The following is a 19,047-nucleotide window of genomic DNA, read 5'->3' as shown; positions in this document are numbered from 1 at the left end:
TCCGGCGGCGTTCGCCGGTCATTTGATGGTGGGCAAGGGCGCCATGCGCGGTATGGCGCGATGTGGCCTACTGGATGACGGCGCTCATCCATTCCTTGATGAAAGTCCGCCTTTTCAGCTGGTCAAGATAGGTCAACAGGGCGGGTTCCAGAGAAATGACCGACGGGTTGGTTTCCTCCGGCGAAGGGCCAAGGGGTGGCAATGGCGATATCGGGCTGTCCTGTCCGGCGCCCTGGATCCGGATCATCTGCCGGATAAAGTTTTCCGCCGCGACCGGGTGAAGGGTTTTGCGTGACACGAAACCGGTGCGCATCATCGTGGTCGGGAAATCGGATGGCAGGATGATCTCGAACCGCGTATCCTCTTTCCTGCGCACCGCGGCATAGCTGCCCAGTACGTTATAGGCGACCAACAGCCTGCCCGAGGCGACATCGTCGATCATCTGTCCCGAACAGCAGTACAGCCGCGCATCCAGGCTGCCCATGACCTCCATCAGGCGCCAATAGGTTTCCGACGCGCGTGCATCCTGGGTCGCGAACAGGTAGCCAAGCCCGGACTGGCGCACATCGTAGGTGCCGATCTTGCCGCGAAACAGATCGGGCTGTTGGCGCAATGCGTTGATCATTTCCTGCCGCGTGCGGGGAATGGGCTTGCCCTGGAACGCCGCGCTGTTGACGACGATCGTGGCCGGTTCCGATGTGAAGGCAAACAGGCGCTGGCGCCATTGCGCCCAATCCGGGTGATCCATGCCGACAAGTTCCAGCGCGAACCCGTCATTGACCAGTTTCAGTTGCAGGTCCATCGCGCTGGAAATGACGATGTCATAGGCATCCGGCGCGGCGCGGAACACCTGATCGATTTCCGAAGTGGTCGTGACCAGGTATTGGACGGACCACGCCGGATATTCGAGCTGAAATCGCTCGATGATCGGCGCAAAGAACGAGGTGTCCGTGCTTGACAGGATGCGCAGCGTCCGCGCCTCGTCGCCCCCCGGGAAAAACCGCTGGTCTTCCCAGTCCTGCGCCCCCGTGACAAGCGGCCAGAAGGCGAAGATCAAAGTGAAAAGATAACGCACGCGCCGCCTCCGGGATGGTTGGACAAGGTCAGTTTGCCGCCATGGACCAGCGCCACATCATTGGCGATGGTCAGCCCCAGGCCCGAACCGATGATCCCCTTGGCGTTGTCGCCGCGGGAAAACCGCGCAATCAGCGCGTCCATGTTGTTTTTCGGGAACCCGGGCCCCTGATCGCGGATCTCGATGGTCGGGGCGGGGGCCGATGTCACCCGGATGGCGATGCGGCTTTCCACCGGCGAATACTTGAGCGCGTTATCCAGCAGGTTGCGAATGCCGTTTTGCAAAAGAATGCTGTCCCCGGCGACTACAACCCGCGCGTCCCCGTCGATGTCCAGTTCGATGTCTTTCATCTCGGCGACCGGCGCGAAGCGCAGAACCAGATCGCGCAGCAGGTCCACCAGATCCACCTCGGACCGCTCCAGATGATCGGCGCGGAACGTGATCATGGCATGATCCAGCAACTGCCCCGCCGCGCGAGAGCTTTCGTCAATGGCGCGTATCATGGAACGCAGGGCCTGCCTGTTTTCGTCGCGATCGACACGCTGCAACGTCGCTTCGGCATGAGAGCGCACGGTGGCCAGCGGTGTGCGGACCCGGTGCGCCGCCTCGGCGATGAAATCCTCGGATTGCCGGAGTGACGTGTCGAGCCTTGCCATGAAACGATTGAGCGACGCCACCAGAGAGGCCATTTCCACCGGGACGGGGCTGGCGACGGGGCTCAGATCCTTGGGGCCGCGCCTTGTGATCGAATCGGTCAGGCGCTGCAAGGGCCGTATGGTGGTTGTCGTCGCCCAGAACGACAGCAGCACCGAGAGCAGGAAGAACACCAGCCCGTACAGGCCGACATTGCGCGAAATCCGGGCCAGCGTCACCTGCATGGCATCCTGGGTCTGGGCGACCGCGACGGTGATGACCGTCCGCGTATCGGCACCGACCAGGGTGCGCGAGGCGGTTGCCATACGGATTGTGGCGTCGTCGAACCGGGCGGTTCGGTGCGCGGCGCCGCCAGAGGCCCCCGTTGTTGCCCGAGGCAGGGCGCCGTAGCCTGACAAAAGCGTTTCATCCTGGTAGATCGCGTAGAACACGCGGTCATCGGAATCGGTGCTCAGCATCAGCAGGGCCGCATAGGGAAAATCCACCTCAACCACCCCATCACGAAGAATCGCGGCATCCAGAATCGATGTCACCGACGCCTTCAGAATACTGTCCTGTCCCTGCTGGGCGATCTGCGTTGCATAGCCCCGCACCACCACGAACAAAAGAATGGCCAGCGCCGCCGCCCCGCCGATCAGCGTCAGCGTCAGGCGAAACCGAAGCGATCCCGCGACGTTGACCGACTCGTGCGAAACCTCAGCCATGGTCAAGCCTGTAGCCAAGGCCGCGCAGGGTGGTTATGCGCAAATCCGAAGGCTCCAGATGTTTGCGCAGCCGCCCGATATAAACCTCGATCGCGTTCTCGGAAACGTCCTCGTCATAGGAAAACAGCCGGTCGAACAGCTTGTGCTTGGGGAAAATCTGGCCCGGCGCGTTGATCAGCAATTCCAGCAGCCGCAGTTCGCGGTTGCGCAGGCTGATCACCTGGCCATCGATTGTCAGGCTGCCCGCCACGGGATCGAAGGCAACGTTGCCCAGGCGCGTTGTCGTCTGAGCCGCGCCCGCCTTTCGCCGTAACACAGCGCGGCATCTGGCTTGCAGTTCCTCGTGGTCAAAGGGTTTGGTGACATAGTCATCCGCGCCAAGGTCCAACATGCTGATTCGGTCCGAGACCTGGGACCGGGCGGTCAGAACGATGACAGGTGTGTCCTTGTTCCCGGCGCGATGCCGTTTCAGAAACGTGCGCCCGTCCCCGTCGGGCAGCATGATGTCCAACAGGATCAGATCGTAGTCGCCGGTCTCTCCAAAGGCGAACGCGTCCTGAATTCTGGACGCGTGATCAATGACATGGCCATCAAACTGCATCCGGGCGCAGATTGCGTGCGCCAGTTCGTCATTGTCTTCGATCAAAAGGAATTTCATGGGCCCGGTTCGGTTTGCGGCGCCATGACAGGTCCATGTCAGGTTGCCGTGGTTATCTCGGTTAACTGAGCCGCCTTTCGGACAGTTGTCAAATTTGGAGGAGATCATGATGACATTTTCGCTGGGCCGCCGCGCCCTGATCGCAACCGCCGCCGCTGCAATCGCGTTTGCGTCGCCCGTCGTGGCCAACGCCGACAAGGTTCTTGACAGCATCCACTTTCTGATCCCCGGCGGCGCCGGTGGCGGATGGGATGGTACCGCGCGCGGCACGGGCGAGGCCCTGACCAATGCCGGTATCGTCGGCACCGCATCTTACGAAAACATGTCCGGTGGCGGCGGCGGCAAGGCCATTGGCTATCTGATCGAAAACGCGCAAAGCAATTACGGTACGTTGATGGTGAATTCCACGCCGATCGTGATCCGGTCGCTGACCGGTGTGTTTCCCTATAATTTCCGCGATCTGACCCTGGTTGCCGGTACGATCGGGGATTATGCCGCGATCGTGGTGGGCAAGGACAGCCCCATCAACTCGATGGCGGATCTGATCGCGGCCTTTGACGCCGATCCGCGCGCCACGGCGATTGGCGGCGGTTCGGTGCCCGGCGGCATGGATCACCTTGTCGCGGCGATGGTGTTCGAAGCGGCGGGCAAGGATGCGCTGGCGGTCAAATACATCCCCTATGACGCCGGTGGCAAAGCCATGGCGGCGCTGCTTTCGGGCGAGATCGCAGCTCTTTCGACCGGCTTTTCCGAAGCCGTTGACCTGGCCAAGGCCGGCGAAGTCAAGATCATCGGTGTAACCTCGGACGAGCGCGTTCCCGCGGCGCCTGATGCGAAGACGATGAAGGAACAGGGCATCGACACCTCCTTCGTGAACTGGCGTGGCTTCTTTGGCGCACCAGGCCTGCCCGAGGAGGACCTGGCCAAGTATCAAAAGGCGCTGGCCAAGATGTATGAAACCCCCGAATGGGAAGCCGTGCGCGCCCGCAACGGGTGGGTCAACATCCATAATTCAGGCGATGATTTCAAAACCTTCCTCGAAGGTCAGGAAAAAGTCATCGGCGACCTGATGAAGAAACTGGGCTTCCTCTGAAGCCAGCACAGACCGGCAGGGCGGCGGTGCGCCGCTCTGCCAATTTCAGATAACGGGAGGGGAACATGGCACTCGATCGCTGGATCGCGCTAATTCTGGCCGGGATATGCCTGGCCTATGGCTATACAGCCTGGTTCACGATGGACGGGTCTTTGGCACCCTTCATGAAACGCAATCCGATCTGGCCCAGCACCTTCCCCAAGGTTCTGTCGGTGATCGGCCTGTTGGCGTCGCTTGTCATTCTGCTGGGACTGGAAAAATCCGAATCCAGTGAACCAGACATCGATTACCGGCGGCTGGGCCAATACAATCTTGGTCAGGCGCTTTTGCTGCTGGCGCTGATGGTTGCCTATGCGCTTGGCCTGCGCCCGCTGGGGTTCCTTTTTTCCACCGCCGCATTCCTGATACTGGGATCGTTTTTCCTGGGCGAAAGACGATGGGTGGTGATGCTGCCTGTCTCCCTGATCGCGACATTCATTGTCTGGTATCTCGTGCAGCAGGTGCTGGGCATCTATCTGCGCCCGCTGCCCGGTTTCATAGGAGGGTGATGCCATGCTCGAAGGACTATTGATCGGCCTGCAAACGGCTCTGTCGTTCCAGAACATTCTTATGGTCATCGGTGGCTGTCTGATCGGCACGTTCATCGGCATGTTGCCGGGGCTTGGCCCGATGTCGATCATCGCCATCATGATTCCGGTCGCCATTTCCATGGGCGATCCGTCCGCGGCGCTGATCCTGCTGGCCGGGGTGTATTACGGCGCGATTTTCGGCGGATCTACCTCGTCCATCCTGTTGAACGCTCCGGGGGTGGCGGGCACTGTGGCGTCAAGTTTTGACGGGTATCCCATGGCCAAACAGGGCAAGGCCGGCAAGGCGCTGACCATTGCGGCCATCGCCAGTTTCGCGGGCGGCAGTATCGGCGCGATCCTCTTGATGGTCTTTGCCCCGGCCCTGTCCTCGGTTGCGTTGCTGTTCCACTCGGCCGAATATTTTGCCCTGATGGTTGTCGGCCTGTCGGCCATTGCTGCCTTTGCGGGCACCGGGCAGGTGGCCAAGGCGCTGTTGATGACAATTGTCGGGCTGATCATGGCCACCGTGGGCGAGGGCGCCTTGTTCAACCTGCCGCGCTTCACGATGGGGATCATGGATTTGCAATCCGGCTTTGGCTTCATCACTCTGGCCATGGCCATGTTCGCGCTGCCCGAAGCCCTGTTCCTGGTGCTGAAACCCAGGACGACGCGTGACGACGAGAGCGGCAAGATAACGGATCTGCGCATAACCCGCCAGGAGGCCAGAGCCATTGCCCCGGTCATTGGGCGTCAGTCGTTGCAGGGTTTCTTCATCGGTGTCCTGCCGGGGGCCGGCGCCACGATCGCCAGCTTTCTGGGCTACGCTGTCGAACGCAACATTGCCACCAAGGAAGAACAGGAAGAATTCGGCAAGGGCTCGATCAAGGGGCTGGCCGCGCCGGAAACCGCCAACAACGCGGCCTGTACGGGGTCGTTCGTGCCGCTGCTGACCCTGGGGATTCCCGGATCGGGGACAACCGCGATTCTGTTGGGCGCGCTGATCGCGCTCAATGTCACACCGGGGCCGCGGCTGATGCTGGACGAGCCTCAGATCTTCTGGGCCGTCATCATGTCGATGTTCATCGGCAATCTGGTGCTGCTGGTTCTGAACCTGCCGCTGATCCCCTATATCGCCAAGGTACTGTCGATTCCGCGTAACTATTTGATTCCGTTTATCCTTTTCTTCACGCTGATGGGGGCCTATATCGGTCAGAACAACGCGACCGAGCTTTTGCTTCTGGTGGCGTTCGGGATCTGCGCGACGGCGCTGCGCTTTGCGGACTATCCGCTTGCACCCTTGCTGATCGGGTTCATCCTGGGTGGGATGCTGGAGGATAATTTCGCCCGCTCCATGCAGCTTTACGACGGCATCGGGTTTATCTGGGAGCGTCCGATGACGCTTGGCCTGCTGGTGATTGCCGGATTGCTGGTGGTCCTGCCAAGCTATCGCGCCCGCCGTGCGCGCCTGCGCGCACAGGGTGTGGCCGACGGGGATTGACGCTGCGTCTGATGACAAATGGTCGGCGCCGTGCCAGTGGTGCGGCGCCGAACGGTTTCAGGATGTTGCAAATCCGTACAGGGTGTCGGGGTTGTCCACGAAAATCTTCCTGATGTTCTCGGAACCGCCCGCCCACGCCATCGCGCAATCAAGCAATTGAACCTCGTCGGGGTAGGTTTCGGGCCCGTTTGATGAATTGTGCGGCCAGTTCGTACCCCAGATCACCCGGTCGGGCGCATGCCGGATCATCGCCTTGGACAGGGCCGCCACATCGTCATATCCGGGGGCGCCGGTTCTGGAGGTTTCGTAGCACCCCGCCACCTTCACATAGCAATTGCCCCTGTCCACAAGCCGCAACAGGGCGGCGAACGCCGCGCTGTCCGGCGTCACCGGTTCAAGGAATTTCCCCATGTGATCAATGACGTAGTCGCCCTTGATCTTCTCAAGGGCGGATGCGTGTTCCGCCATCTCGCGCCCGTCGAACTGAACGATCATCGACCAGCCAAACGGGTGCACCCTTGCGTTGACCGCCAGCATCTGATCCAGCCCGACCGCGCCTTGCAGGATGTTCATGATCCGCGCGCCGCGCACGCCGGCCTCCGTCATGGCGTCCAGAACGTCTTCCGCAATGTCGGGCTTGACCGCAACAACCCCCCTGGCCGTGTCGCCAAAATGGCCCAGCGCATCCAGCACGACGCGATTGTCCGTCTGATAGGCGTTGCCCTGCACGACAACGACACGCTCCAGCCCAAGCCAGGCCTGCACTTGTTCATAATGTTCGATCAACGCATCCGCCGGGGCGGGCGGGCCACCGGGATGTGCCCCGTATCTTGCGCTGTCAAACAGGTGCATGTGACAATCCGTGGCGCCTGCGGGCAAAGCCTGCATCGGCGCGCGCCCGCTCAGGGTTCGAAAGGTCTCGCGGCTCATGACGACACACAAAAGCGCATCAGCGCCTCCCGGTTGACCGATATTCCCAGCCCCGGCCCGTCCGGCACCCGCACGACTCCGCCGGCATGTTCGATCGGCTGATCGACAATGGCCTGGCGGAACGGGTTATGCGTGCGGTCGAACTCCAGCCTGGGCGAGCGTTGTTCATGAGACGGCGGGGATGGCGGCAGAATGGCGTGAAAATGCAGACCGGCGGCCAGCGCCACGGCCGTGCCCCAGACATGCGGCACCAGCCGTACCTGGTGAATGTCGGCCAGGGTGATGATCTTGCGCGCCTCGCTCAGGCCACCCACCCCGCACACGTCCGGTTGCAGGATCTGCACCGCCTTCTGTTGCAGCGCCTCGTCGATCGCCCAGCGGCCATGCCAGGTTTCGCCCCCGGCCACCGCGATCGGCTGGCCATCGCGGACCTGCCGGTAGGCCCGCAGGGCCTCGGGCAGCACGGGTTCTTCGAACCAGGCAATGTCGTAGCCCTGTGCGCGTCGTCCGATCTCGATCGCGTCAACGGCATCATAGCCGTGGTTGGCATCGATCATCAGTTCTGTATCCGGGCCAATGGCCTCGCGGACGGCGGCTATGGTGCGCAGGTCGCTGGCAATGCCATAGCCGATCTTGATCTTCACCGCGCCAAAGCCCTCGGCCACGTATTGCGCCATTTCCACGGCACAGGCCGATGCGTGATCGCCGCCCTCGGGGCGAAAACCGCCGGTTGCATAGGCCGGGATCTCGCGCCGCCAGGCGCCGCCCATCAATTGCCAGACCGGCGCGCCATGATGTTTGCCGGCAATGTCCCATAACGCAATGTCCAGGCCGCTGAGCGCGGTGTGGATGACGCCGCGCTGGCCCTGATCGCGGAACTGGTTGTAGACATCAAGCCAGATCGGTTCGATATCCAGCGGATCGCGCCCCATCAGCATTGGCGCCATAGAGCGCACGACCGCCGCGTTGATATCCGCCGGCCCCAGGCATTCGCCCCAGCCGGAAAACCCCGCATCGGTTTCGATTTCGACCAGACAGTGGCGGCGGGCCCGGAACACCGAAAAGGACGACTGGAACGGGCGATCCAGATCGTGATGCAGGGTATAAGTGCGGATATTCGTGATCTTCACGATCTGGCTCCTTTGATGATCTCTGCCAGGCGGGTCACTTCGTCGGTTGTCAGGTTGGACAGTGGTGGGCGCACGGGGCCGCCATGCCGGCCCGTCGCGTCCAGCCCGGCCTTGATGATGGATACAGCATAGCCCGGCGCGCGGTCACGTATTTCCAGAAACGGATAGAAGAAATCGACCAGAATCCGGTTCATCGTCGCGCGGTCGCGCTTGCGCATGGCTGCGTAGAACTCCAGCGCAAGCTCGGGGACGAAATTGAACACGGCAGAAGAATAGGTGGATACGCCCATCGCGTCATAGGCCTCGGCAAACATTTCATGCGTCGGCATCCCGCCGACATAGGCCAGCCGGTCGCCGCAAGTGGCCACGATGCGGCGCACCAGGTTGATGTCACCGGTGCCATCCTTGAAACCGATGAGGTTCGGGCACGCCTCGGCCAGCGCCGCGAGCGTGTCGGCATGAACAACCGAGTTGGCCCGGTTATAGATGATTACCCCGATGCTGATGGACTCACAGACGGCCCTGATGTGGTGGTACAGCCCGTCCTGGGTGGCGCCGGTCAGGTAATGCGGCAACAGCAGGATGCCGTCGGCGCCGCGGGCCTGGACATCGCGCGCGATGTCGATTGCCATGCGCGTTCCATAGCCGCAGCCGGCGATGATCGGCATGTCGCCCGATACGGCCTTGGCGGCAGACAGAACCTCGCCGATTTCGGCCGGCGACAGGGAAAACATCTCGCCCGTGCCGCCCGCGGCAAACAGGGCCGCCGCGTCATACTGGGACAACCAGCCCACGTGATCCTGATAGGCGGGTTTGTCAAATTCCAGCGCGGTGTCGAAATGTGTGACCGGAAAGGACAAGAGACCGGATCCGATGATGTGTTGAAGCTCTTGTGGGGTCATGGCGATTATTCCTGATTGGTCAAGACGAGCGGCGCACCGCATTTTGTCTTTTCATACCAACCCTGGAATAGGAGTCAATATTTGTATGATAACTTGTCGAGCGCGCCTCAGGACATCTGGGCGATACGGGCAATCGCCCGGTAGCGTTCCGCGCCCTTGATCAGATGCGCGCGCATCGCTGCGCCGGCGGCCTGGGAATCGCGGGCTGTGATGGCGTCAAGCAGGGCAAGGTGTTCTTGCAGAATCTGGCGCTCCACTTCGGGATCGGTTGTCAGCCCGGCCTTCTTGCGAAGTTCCGAGCGCGGAATGGTATTGCGCCCCAAAAGTGTCAGAAACTCCGAAAACCGTGGGTTATTGGCCGCTTCGGCGATGGCGACATGAAAGGCAAAATCGGCGTCTTCGGAAATTTCCCCCTTCAACACGCATTCCTTAAACTTTTGAAAACAAGTGAATATCTTTGCCTCCTGCGCGGGAGAGCAGCGTTGCGCGGCCAGTTCCGCGGCGCCGATCTCGACCGAGGCGCGCAGTTCCAGCGCCTCGATCACATTGGCAATGGTGCGGGGGTTCTGGCTCAGGAAAGTCAGGGTTTCGGTGTTCTGGGGCGGGTCGAGCACAAAGACACCGGATCCCTGCCGCGAGGCAACAAGCCCATCCTGCTTCAGGCCCGAAATCGCCTCTCGGATCACCGTGCGGCTGACCCCGAATTCCTGCGTCAGCTGTTTTTCGGTGGGCAGTTTTTCTCCGGCGCGCAATCCGCCTTCCAGAATGCGCCGCTTCAGCTGTCCTGCAACGACCTGGGTCAGGTTCTTTCCGGCAGACTGGGCGATTTCTCGTGTATTTTCAGGCATTTCATCACCTTCTGGCCGTTTGACCTCAGTATGCCGCGAATTATGGGGGGGAGGCAATGTATATCCCCCTGAGTGTCACGAATTTCAAAAATTTGTATGATGACATTTGACAGAATCGGATTGCTCATGCAACAGATTGGCAATGATCTGATTGGGAGGGGACATATGTCTCGGATCTTGATAACCGGTGCAGCCGGCAATCTTGGCAAGGTTCTGCGGGCCTCTCTTGCCGGGAAATATGACACGCTTCGGCTGTCCGATGTCGGCGACATGGACCCCGCCGGGCCGGGTGAAGAAGTGGTCAAGTGTGACCTGGCGAATGCCAGGGCCGTACAGGCGTTGGTCGACGGGTGCGATGCGATCATTCACCTGGGCGGCATGTCGGTGGAAAACACTTTCGACGTGATTCTCGATGCCAACATCCGCGGAACGTACAACATCTATGAAGCGGCCCGCAAACAGGGTGTCCGCCGTATCCTGTTCGCCAGTTCCAATCACGCGATCGGGTTTCATACGCGCGAAACCCAGCTGGATGCCCGGTCGGAAATGCGACCCGACAGCATGTATGGTGTCTCCAAGGGGTTCGGCGAGTTGCTGGCGCGGTATTATTTCGACAAGTACGGGATCGAGACCGCCAGCGTTCGGATCGGATCCTGTTTCGAAAAGCCGCGCGACCGGCGGATGATGGCCACCTGGCTGAGCTTTCGCGATTTCGCGGCCCTTGTGGAGTGTGTCATCGATGCCGACCGGGTTGGGTACTCTGTCGTGTATGGCGCTTCGGACAACGCCGAAAAATGGTGGGACAACCGCCTTGCCGGGCATATTGGCTGGGTGCCGCAGGACAGTTCACAGCAGTTTTCCGATGATCCCGCAATTGCCGGGGCCGTGAACGCGCCGACCGATCCGGCAGTCATGTTCCAGGGCGGCGGCTTTGCGGCAGCCGGACATTTCGAGGACTGAGAAGGGGGGCGGGCCGTTGGCGCGGCCGTGTCCGGGCGTTGCTGCACGCCCTGTCCGAGTCGGGTGATTCAGGTGAGGATTGCGATTTGTCAAATCCGTTGGTGGAGCGAGCGGGTCGGATTTGTCAGGACGTACTGGCATCTGCATGGTCGGGCGCCGGCGGGCGGTTCGCAGAGTGTATCTATAAATATCAGTGAGTTAGACGGCTATATGTGAGGGCGGTCAAAGAATTCAAGGCGTCAAAATCTGGAAATCGGAAAATTAAAGTTGTAAAAACTTGTAATCCGTGTGAAGTGTTTTGTGACAAATTGTCTAGAGGAGGAAAAGACAATGAAGATTACCGCAATGATCGGGCAGGGCGCGTTTGCCGTTGCTGCCGCAGCGACGCTGGCGCTGGCACCTTTGGGCGCCGAAGCTCAGGAATGGCGTGGCTGGAACATCCACGTCGAGGATTACCCCGTGTCGATCGGCATGGAATCCTTCATGGCCGAGGTCGAGGAAAAGACCGGTGGCGACATCAGCGGCAAGGTCTTCCACGCCGGTGTTCTGGGCTCGCAGCCCGACGCGATCGAACAGGTGCGTCTGGGCATCATCGATTTTGGCGTCTTCAGCCTGGGGCCGATGGGTCAGGCCGTGCCGGAAGCGAACGTGGTTTCGCTGCCCTTCATCTTCAAGAGCGTCGAACAGATGTATCGCGTGATGGATGGCGAAGGTGGCGCCGCGCTGGCCAAGGGTCTTGAAGCCAAGGGGATCGTACCGCTGGGCTATTACGATGCCGGCGCACGGTCTTTTTACAACTCCATCAAGCCGATCCAGACCCCCGAGGATGTCGCGGGCATGAAGGTTCGCGTGATGAACAACGACCTGTTTGTGGGCATGATCGAATCGATGGGCGGCAACGCAACGCCGATGGCCTTTGCCGAGGTCTACCAGTCGATCAAGACCGGCGTTGTGGACGGGGCCGAGAACAACCCGCCGTCCTATGAATCGACCAGCCACTTTGAAGTTGCGAAATACTACTCGCTCTCCCAGCACCTGATCATCCCCGAGTGTCTGTGCATGAGCAAGAAATCCTTCGACAAACTGACCCCAGAACAACAGGATATCGTGCGCGAAGCTGGCAAGAACTCGACCATGCTCCAGCGCAAGCTGTGGCAGGAACGCGAAGCCAAATCGATGGAAATCGTCAAGGCAGGCGGCGTGCAGGTGAATGAAATCGCCGACAAATCCGCCTTCCAGGCTGCGATGGCACCGGTCTATGAACAGTTCCTGTCCGCCAATCCCGATATGTCGGATCTGGTCGCCCTGTTCCAGAACGCGGAATAATCCACGATCTCAAACCGGAAACGCCCTGCTTTGGGCCGGGCGTTTCCCACTTCCATTCAAAGGAGCAGGTGCGTGGAACAAGCCCCTCGCTGGATGACCCGAATGGAGCGCGCACTGGACCGTCTGAGCGGACTTTGCATTCTCGTTGCCTCTGTCGCTCTGGTTATCCTGGTTGCCACTTTCGGTTGGCTGGTCTTTGGCCGCTACGTTTTGAACGCCACCCCAACATGGGTAGAACAGCTTGCGCTACTGCTGGTCGCCTACATTGCCTATCTTGGGGCCGCGGCGGGAATTCACGAACAAACCCATCTGGGCGTAACACTCTTCCGTGATGCCCTGGGCCCAAAGGTAAGCGGCGCCCTTCGGCTTGTGAATGATGTCATCCTTTCAGTGTTCGGTCTGGTCATGTTCCTTGCCAGCATCGAGCTGTTCAAATTCGGCTGGGGCACCCTTTTGCCGATGCTCGATATTCCTGAAAGTTTCCGGACCTTGTCAGCCCTTCTGTGCGGTGGCCTGGTCTTTCTGTTTGCCGGCCTGCGCGCCGTATTCCGCGTGACCTGCATGGTGCAGGGTGTGCGCTATCAAGACAAAGGCGAGATCTGAACATGGGCTTGGCATTACTTCTGGGGATTTTTGGCGGCGCCGTCGTTATGGGCTTGCCCGTCGCGTTCGCCATGGGAATCGCGGCGGCGGCCACCTTCTGGTACGAAGGCTTTCCGCTGCTCATCACCTTTCAACGGTCGATCTCGGGGATCTCGGTGTTCTCGCTTCTGGCCATTCCGTTCTTTGTCTTTGCCGGCGAACTGATGCTGCATGGCGGGATTGCCATTCGCCTGGTCCGGTTCGCATCGGCGCTGGTGGGGCATGTGCGCGGGGGGTTGGCGTCGGTCAATATCTTCTCGTCAATGCTGTTTGGCGGCATTTCCGGCTCGGCCGTGGCCGATATTTCCGCGCTGGGGTCGATCCTGATCCCGGTTATGAAAGAACGCGGCTATCGGGCCGACTATGCGGTGAACGTCACCGTCACCTCGTCCATCGCCGGGATCGTGATCCCGCCCAGCCACAACATGATCATCTTTGCCGTTGCCGCGGGCGGGGGGATTTCCATCTCCAAACTGTTCCTGGCCGGCGTGATCCCCGGCATTCTGATGTGCGTCAGCCTGGCGATTGCGGCCTATATCATCGCGATCAAGCACAATTACCCGTCCGAGAAATTCCCCGGTTGGGGTGCGGTCTGGGTGGCGTCGCTGGCGGCCATTCCCGGCCTGATCACCGCGGTGATCATCGTTGGCGGGGTACTGTCGGGCGTGTTCACGGTGACGGAATCCGGGGCGTTCGGTGCGATCTATGCCCTTTTGCTGACCTTCTTTGTCTACCGCTCGCTGGATTGGAACGGCTTCAAGACAGCGGTGGTGTCTGCGGTGAAGACAACCGCGATGGTGATGGTTCTGATCGGGTTCGCCAGCTCGTTCGCCTATCTTCTTGCGCTGTACCAGGTACCTGCAAAGCTGAGCGGGTTCATGCTTGGGATCTCTGAAGAAAAGATCTTTGTTCTTCTGATGATCAACCTCATGCTGCTGGTGCTGGGCATGATCATGGACATGGCGGCGCTGATCCTGATCACCACGCCGATCTTCCTGCCCATCGTCAAAGACCTTGGCATGGATCCCACCCAGTTCGGTATCATGCTCTTGGTCAACCTTGGCCTCGGGCTTTGTACACCGCCCGTCGGATCCTGCCTGTTTGTCGGCTGCGCCGTCGGGAAGATCAAGATCGAGTCGGCGCTTCGGACAATCTGGCCCTTCTATATCGCGATCCTTATGGCATTGATCCTGGTCACATATGTTCCGGCCGTGTCGCTTTGGCTGCCATCCTTGTTGGTGCCGTAGACCGGTCAGCAAAAAATCGCCGGGGCGGCGCTGCAATCCGCGGGTGCCGCCTCACCCGAAATACAGGAAGGTACAAGCCATGACATCCTTGTCTCCCCAAACCCACGACCGGCTGATGCGTGTCAGTACCGCAACATTGACAACGGCCCTGTTCCGGCGCGGTTTCAGAAATATCTTCATCCAGGGGCCGCAGCGCATGAACCCCGGCGCGAACATGGTCGGTCCGGCCTATACGCTGCGCTATATCCCGGCCCGCGAAGATCTGGATCAGCTTGAATCCTTCGCCGATCGGGAAAACCCGCAACGCAAGGGGGTCGAGGAATGCCCGCCGGGCGCGGTGTTCGTGATCGACTCGCGCCAGGATGCCACGGCCGCATCCGCCGGGTGTATCCTGGTCACGCGGCTTCAGGCATTGGGCTGCCATGGTATCGTCACGGATGGCGGATTCCGCGACACACCCGAGATCTCGGCCCTGTCCATGCCAGCCTATCACTCGCGTCCCAGCGCACCGACCAATTTGACAAAACACCACGCCGTTGCGATCAATGATCCGATAGCATGTGGAGGCGTTTCGGTTTTTCCCGGCGACATCCTGGTGGGTGATAACGAAGGGGTGGTGTGCATTCCTTTGCATCTGGTGGAGGAAGTGGCGGAAGAAGCCGTTGAAATGACCGTCTTCGAAGATTTCGTGTTGGAAAGGGTGCAGAACGGGTCATCGACCTTTGGGCTGTATCCCCCAACTGACCCAAATACGATGGACGAGTTTGCAACATGGCGACAGCAAAACGGCAGGTAGCGAACGTAAACAAGGCGGGCGTGCGGGCCGAGAAAGCCCGCGGCGACCGAACGCTTTCGGATCAGGTTTATGAAAAGATCTTTGCCCTGATCGTAAGTGGCGAAATTCCTGTTGGTGCCAAGTTACCGACAGAACATGTGCTGAGCGAACAGCTTGAGGTATCGCGCCCGGTGTTGCGTCAGGCGCTGCGCCAGCTGCGAGAAGACGGGGTTATCGTGTCGCGCCAGGGATCGGGATCGTTTGTCCAGCGCCGCCCCGAAGGCGCCGTGCTGGATTTCGCGCCGGTAGGCTCTATTGCCGATATTCAGCGCACCTTTGAATTTCGGGCGGCTGTCGAGGCCGAGGCCGCCTTTCTCGCGGCCAAGCGCCGCACGGCCGCGGATCTTGAGGCGATGCGCAAGATATTGGTCGAACTCGACCGCTGCATTGCAGAGGGCGACCTTGGGGTTGACGCGGACGAGATGTTCCACGAAGCGATTTGCGCCGCGTCGGACAACCAGTATTTTGCGTCGGCGCGCTCTTCAATGAAGGCCAATATCCTGACCGGCCTGAACCTCACCCGCAGCCTGTCGCTGACCAAGCCGCACGAACGGATGGAGATGGTTCAGCAAGAGCATTACGTGATCTTCGAGGCGATCGAAAACCAGGACCAGGAGGCCGCGAGGGCGGCGATGCGTGCGCATGTCGAAAACGCCCGCAACCGGGTGTTCGAAGGATAGCCCCGACGGGCCCGAAGATCGCGCCTGTACGGGGGATTTGTAAATTATGTCCTCCGGTGCTCTGGCGCGGTTGATTGCTCCAGTCGGCGAAACGCGCGCTTCTGCAAGCCTTGCAAACCTGGGGGAGTGAATTAAGGCAATGTTTTTGAATATTATTTCAGGAACCGCTTTCTGAAGGTTTCGCGGGCTTCCCGCTCTGGATGCGCGGGAGTCGGCGGAAATTATTTGTAAAAATTTGTATTGTTTTGCCTTCTGTTTCCCGGTAGGGATGGTCGGGAATATGGGTGCCGATCAGGGCCCTCTCGCTTTATCTGAAACAGGAGATGACAATGGACTTGACCGGAAAAACCGCAATTGTGACCGGCGGTGGCCGTGACATCGGACGCGCCTGCGTCATGGAACTGGCCGCGCAGGGGGCCAATATCGTGATCAACTACCATGCCAGTTCAAAAGGTGCCGACAGTGCCGTCGCCGAAATTGTGGCGGCGGGTGGCCGGGCCATCGCGATGCAGGGCGATCTTACGAAAGAGGCCGATGCCCGTGCATTGGTTGCTGCTGCTGTTGCCGAATTCGGCGGCGTCGATACGCTGGTGCATGTGACCGGCGGGATCCTGGCGCGGGTGCCAATGGCCGAGATGACACTGGACCATTGGCAGGCGGTCATGGATGTCAACCTGACTTCCTTTGTCCTGATGGTGCGTGAATGTCTGCCGCATATGCCTGAGGGATCGTCGATTGTCGGTCTGGCGTCGCAGGCTGGTCGCGATGGCGGCGGCCCGGGCGCGGCGGCCTATGGTGCATCCAAGGGTGCCTTGATGACCCTGGTGCGCGGCCTGTCCAAGGAACTGGGTCCGAAAATCCGGGTCAACGGGATCTGCCCGGGCATGATCGACACGGATTTCCACAATATCTTCACCAAGCCCGAGGTGCGCACGCATGTTGCCAATATCACGCCGCTGAAGCGCGAAGGCACATCACAGGATGTCGCCAAGCTGGCCGTGTTCCTGGCCTCCGACGACGCCGCCTTCATCACCGGCGCCAATGTCGACATCAACGGCGGGATGCTGTTCTCCTGAGCCTGCCGGGGTCGGATTGTGCGGCTGGCGCAACCCGACCCCGATCCGATCTGCGCCGCCCGCCTATAGGCGGGCAAGCGTTTCCTGTACCACGCGGTCCGCGATTGCCGACAATTGCCGGTCTTTCTGCGTGATAACGAAAAACGGCGACACCAGAATATCCTCCAACAGGTTCAGCCTTGTGACATGCGCGCCAATCGCCGTGGCCGACAACAATTGCACAACCTCGTGAGAATGCGGCGAAATCGTTGTCGAATTCTCCAGAAGGGCAAGCGCCACAAGCAGGGATGACGTGTTCGTCACCTGCGGTGGCATCGCGACACCGTGAGAATGGAATGCGCCTTCCACCGCGGTCCGGATCGGTGTGCCGCGCTCCTGGATCACCCATTCGAAACCGGTCAGCTCTTTCAGGCGCACATTCGGACGCCCGGCCATGGGGTGGTCGCGGCACACCATGAGTGAGACCACCTCGCGCCGGGCGGGATACAGGCGATAAAGGCGGCTGTTATATTGTGGTGGTGGACGGGCGATGATGAAATCGAAAACACCCTCTTCCAGCCCGCGCATCAGCGTGGTCGACGGGGCGACCTCGACGGTGAATTCCACGTCAGGCGATCCGGCCCTGATCGCGCGGATGGCCGGAACCACCATCTCCACCGCCGGCCCGGTGACCGATCCGATGCGAACCGTGCCGGCGCGCCCGGAAATCACCTGGCTGACTTCGGTGTCCAGGCTGTCGAACCCGCGCAGAATCTGCCGGGCATGACGCAGGACGGTATGCCCGATTTCCGTTGGCTCCATCCCTTTCGGGTGCCGCTCGAACAGGGGCGCACCGATATGGGCCTCGATGTCCGACAGCATCCGCGACGCGGCCGGTTGCGACATGGCGACATCGCTCGCGGCCGATTGCAGCTTGCCAGTCTCCGCAATCCGCAGGGCAAGGCGCAGATGAACAGGCTTGAGGCGGCGCAGCAAGGACATGGGCATACCAGTTTTGATATATAAGTCGCACGTAACGACATTTTACTGTTATGTAAACATGCACTATTCGACAAGAGGAGCCAGCCGCAAACGAATGACGGCCGGACTCGGGACTGAGACTCGTGCGCAGTTGCAATCAAGCAGCGCGCATATTTTGGGAGGAAACCATGAAACTCACCCGCCTGCTTTTTTCAACGGCGGCGGCTGCGCTGGTATCGGTTGCAGCTTACGCCCAGGGAACCGTCGGCATCGCAATGCCGACGCAATCCTCGTCGCGCTGGATTTCGGACGGCAATTCGATGGTCGAACAGTTCGAAGCCGCCGGCTACAAGACCATTCTGCAATATGCCGAGGATGACATCCCCAACCAGCTGGCCCAGATCGAGAACATGATCACCAATGGCGTCGACATTCTGGTGATTGCGGCAATCGACGGCACCACCCTGTCAAACGCGCTGGAAAACGCGAGTTTCGCGGATATCCGCGTCATTGCCTATGACCGGCTGATCCGCGACAGCGAATATGTCGATTATTATGCGACCTTCGACAATTTCAAGGTTGGCGTACAGCAGGCCACGTCGCTGGTGGATGGCCTGAAGGAACGGTATGGCGACGGTCCCTACAATGTCGAATTGTTCGGCGGCTCGCCCGACGACAACAACGCCTATTTCTTCTATGACGGCGCCATGTCGGTGTTGCAGCCCCTGATCGATGCCGGCAAGGTCAACATCGTCTCCGGCCAGATGGGCATGGAAACCGTCGGAACCCTGCGCTGGGACGGCGCGGTGGCGCAGGCCCGCATGGATAACCTGCTGTCGGCGCATTACACGGACGCCCAGGTTCAGGGTGTTCTGTCGCCCTATGACGGGCTGTCCATCGGCATTATCTCGTCGCTGAAAGGTGTCGGCTATGGGTCGGGCGATCTGAAAATGCCGATCGTGACCGGTCAGGATGCGGAATTGCGGTCGATCAAGTCGATGCTGGCGGGCGAACAATACTCGACCGTGTTCAAGGACACCCGCGAACTGGCGCGCGTCACTGTCGGCATGGCAGACGCGCTTCTGGCCGGAAGCGAGCCCGAGATCAACGACACCAAGACCTACAACAATGGCGTCAAGATCGTTCCAAGCTACCTTCTGGAACCGGTGTCTGTCGACATGTCCAACTGGGAAGACGTGATCCTTGGCTCCGGGTACTACACCCGGGATCAGGTCCAGTAATCCGGATTCTCCCCGGGTC

General features: G+C 60.3%; 19 protein-coding genes. 11 read left to right on the top strand and 8 right to left on the bottom strand.

Annotated elements, in window-relative coordinates:
• Positions 1–67 precede the first annotated feature (67 nt).
• The 3 genes from I3253_RS06270 to I3253_RS06260 are packed head-to-tail and all read right to left on the bottom strand — an operon-like array spanning position 68 to position 3,091.
• Positions 68–1,075 (bottom strand): ABC transporter substrate-binding protein, encoded by a 1,008-nt coding sequence (locus tag I3253_RS06270; protein ID WP_197916789.1) that lies wholly within the window; start codon positions 1,073–1,075, stop codon positions 68–70.
• Complete coding sequence (locus tag I3253_RS06265) at positions 1,054–2,433, bottom strand: sensor histidine kinase (RefSeq protein ID WP_197916788.1); 1,380 nt, start codon at positions 2,431–2,433, stop codon at positions 1,054–1,056. Before I3253_RS06265 ends, I3253_RS06270 begins: the two co-directional genes overlap by 22 nt.
• Positions 2,426–3,091, bottom strand: a complete 666-nt coding sequence (locus I3253_RS06260) for a response regulator transcription factor (RefSeq protein WP_197916787.1) — start codon at positions 3,089–3,091, stop codon at positions 2,426–2,428. The genes I3253_RS06265 and I3253_RS06260 overlap by 8 nt, the downstream gene beginning before the upstream one ends.
• Positions 3,092–3,200: 109 nt before the next feature.
• Between I3253_RS06260 and I3253_RS06255 the strand changes: the two genes are divergently transcribed.
• The 3 genes from I3253_RS06255 to I3253_RS06245 all read left to right on the top strand — a co-directional run bounded on the left by I3253_RS06255 (position 3,201) and on the right by I3253_RS06245 (position 6,251).
• Positions 3,201–4,184 (top strand): tripartite tricarboxylate transporter substrate binding protein, encoded by a 984-nt coding sequence (locus I3253_RS06255; protein WP_232236938.1) that lies wholly within the window; start codon positions 3,201–3,203, stop codon positions 4,182–4,184.
• Positions 4,185–4,249: 65 nt separating this feature from the next.
• A complete protein-coding gene (locus I3253_RS06250) occupies positions 4,250–4,732 on the top strand; it encodes a tripartite tricarboxylate transporter TctB family protein (RefSeq protein WP_197916785.1) in 483 nt (160 codons plus the stop codon).
• Positions 4,733–4,736: 4 nt separating this feature from the next.
• Positions 4,737–6,251, top strand: a complete 1,515-nt coding sequence (locus I3253_RS06245; RefSeq protein ID WP_197916784.1) for a tripartite tricarboxylate transporter permease — start codon at positions 4,737–4,739, stop codon at positions 6,249–6,251.
• Positions 6,252–6,308: 57 nt separating this feature from the next.
• Here the strand turns inward: I3253_RS06245 and I3253_RS06240 are convergent, their stop codons facing one another.
• From I3253_RS06240 to I3253_RS06225, 4 genes are all read right to left on the bottom strand, one after another.
• Entirely contained in the window at positions 6,309–7,181 is an 873-nt protein-coding gene (locus tag I3253_RS06240; RefSeq protein ID WP_197916783.1) for an amidohydrolase family protein, read from the bottom strand.
• Positions 7,178–8,311, bottom strand: a complete 1,134-nt coding sequence (locus I3253_RS06235) for a mandelate racemase/muconate lactonizing enzyme family protein (protein ID WP_197916782.1) — start codon at positions 8,309–8,311, stop codon at positions 7,178–7,180. Before I3253_RS06235 ends, I3253_RS06240 begins: the two co-directional genes overlap by 4 nt.
• Complete coding sequence (kdgD, locus tag I3253_RS06230; protein WP_197916781.1) at positions 8,308–9,213, bottom strand: 5-dehydro-4-deoxyglucarate dehydratase; 906 nt, start codon at positions 9,211–9,213, stop codon at positions 8,308–8,310. The genes I3253_RS06235 and kdgD overlap by 4 nt, the downstream gene beginning before the upstream one ends.
• 107 nt (positions 9,214–9,320) lie before the next feature.
• Entirely contained in the window at positions 9,321–10,061 is a 741-nt protein-coding gene (locus I3253_RS06225) for a FadR/GntR family transcriptional regulator (protein ID WP_197916780.1), read from the bottom strand.
• A gap of 165 nt (positions 10,062–10,226) precedes the next feature.
• Here I3253_RS06225 and I3253_RS06220 point away from each other — a divergent pair, with 165 nt between their 5' ends.
• The 7 genes from I3253_RS06220 (at position 10,227) to I3253_RS06190 (ending at position 16,827) form a co-directional block, all read left to right on the top strand.
• A complete protein-coding gene (locus I3253_RS06220; protein WP_197916779.1) occupies positions 10,227–11,021 on the top strand; it encodes an NAD-dependent epimerase/dehydratase family protein in 795 nt (264 codons plus the stop codon).
• A 330-nt stretch (positions 11,022–11,351) separates the two neighbouring features.
• Positions 11,352–12,347, top strand: coding sequence for a TRAP transporter substrate-binding protein (locus I3253_RS06215; RefSeq protein WP_197916778.1), 996 nt, complete (start codon positions 11,352–11,354; stop codon positions 12,345–12,347).
• 72 nt (positions 12,348–12,419) lie between these two features.
• Positions 12,420–12,950, top strand: a complete 531-nt coding sequence (locus tag I3253_RS06210) for a TRAP transporter small permease (protein WP_332255675.1) — start codon at positions 12,420–12,422, stop codon at positions 12,948–12,950.
• A 2-nt stretch (positions 12,951–12,952) separates the two neighbouring features.
• Complete coding sequence (locus tag I3253_RS06205) at positions 12,953–14,236, top strand: TRAP transporter large permease (RefSeq protein ID WP_197916777.1); 1,284 nt, start codon at positions 12,953–12,955, stop codon at positions 14,234–14,236.
• Between the two features lie 79 nt (positions 14,237–14,315).
• A complete protein-coding gene (locus I3253_RS06200) occupies positions 14,316–15,032 on the top strand; it encodes a ribonuclease activity regulator RraA (RefSeq protein ID WP_197916776.1) in 717 nt (238 codons plus the stop codon).
• Positions 15,008–15,751 (top strand): FadR/GntR family transcriptional regulator, encoded by a 744-nt coding sequence (locus I3253_RS06195; RefSeq protein ID WP_197916775.1) that lies wholly within the window; start codon positions 15,008–15,010, stop codon positions 15,749–15,751. The genes I3253_RS06200 and I3253_RS06195 overlap by 25 nt, the downstream gene beginning before the upstream one ends.
• A 329-nt stretch (positions 15,752–16,080) precedes the next feature.
• Complete coding sequence (locus I3253_RS06190) at positions 16,081–16,827, top strand: SDR family NAD(P)-dependent oxidoreductase (RefSeq protein WP_197916774.1); 747 nt, start codon at positions 16,081–16,083, stop codon at positions 16,825–16,827.
• A 63-nt stretch (positions 16,828–16,890) separates the two neighbouring features.
• Here the strand turns inward: I3253_RS06190 and I3253_RS06185 are convergent, their stop codons facing one another.
• The gene (locus I3253_RS06185) at positions 16,891–17,814 is read right to left on the bottom strand and encodes a LysR family transcriptional regulator (RefSeq protein WP_332255674.1); all 924 of its coding nucleotides are present in this window, start codon (positions 17,812–17,814) and stop codon (positions 16,891–16,893) included.
• Positions 17,815–17,975: 161 nt separating this feature from the next.
• Between I3253_RS06185 and chvE the strand changes: the two genes are divergently transcribed.
• Entirely contained in the window at positions 17,976–19,028 is a 1,053-nt protein-coding gene (gene chvE, locus I3253_RS06180; RefSeq protein WP_197916772.1) for a multiple monosaccharide ABC transporter substrate-binding protein, read from the top strand.
• Positions 19,029–19,047 lie beyond the last annotated feature (19 nt).

It is taken from the genome of Thiosulfatihalobacter marinus, assembly GCF_016019955.1.
Classification (GTDB): Bacteria; Pseudomonadota; Alphaproteobacteria; order Rhodobacterales; family Rhodobacteraceae; genus Shimia; species Shimia marinus_A.
The sequence above is the reverse complement of the archived record's forward strand: the minus strand, read 5'-3'. Positions and strand labels throughout refer to the sequence as shown.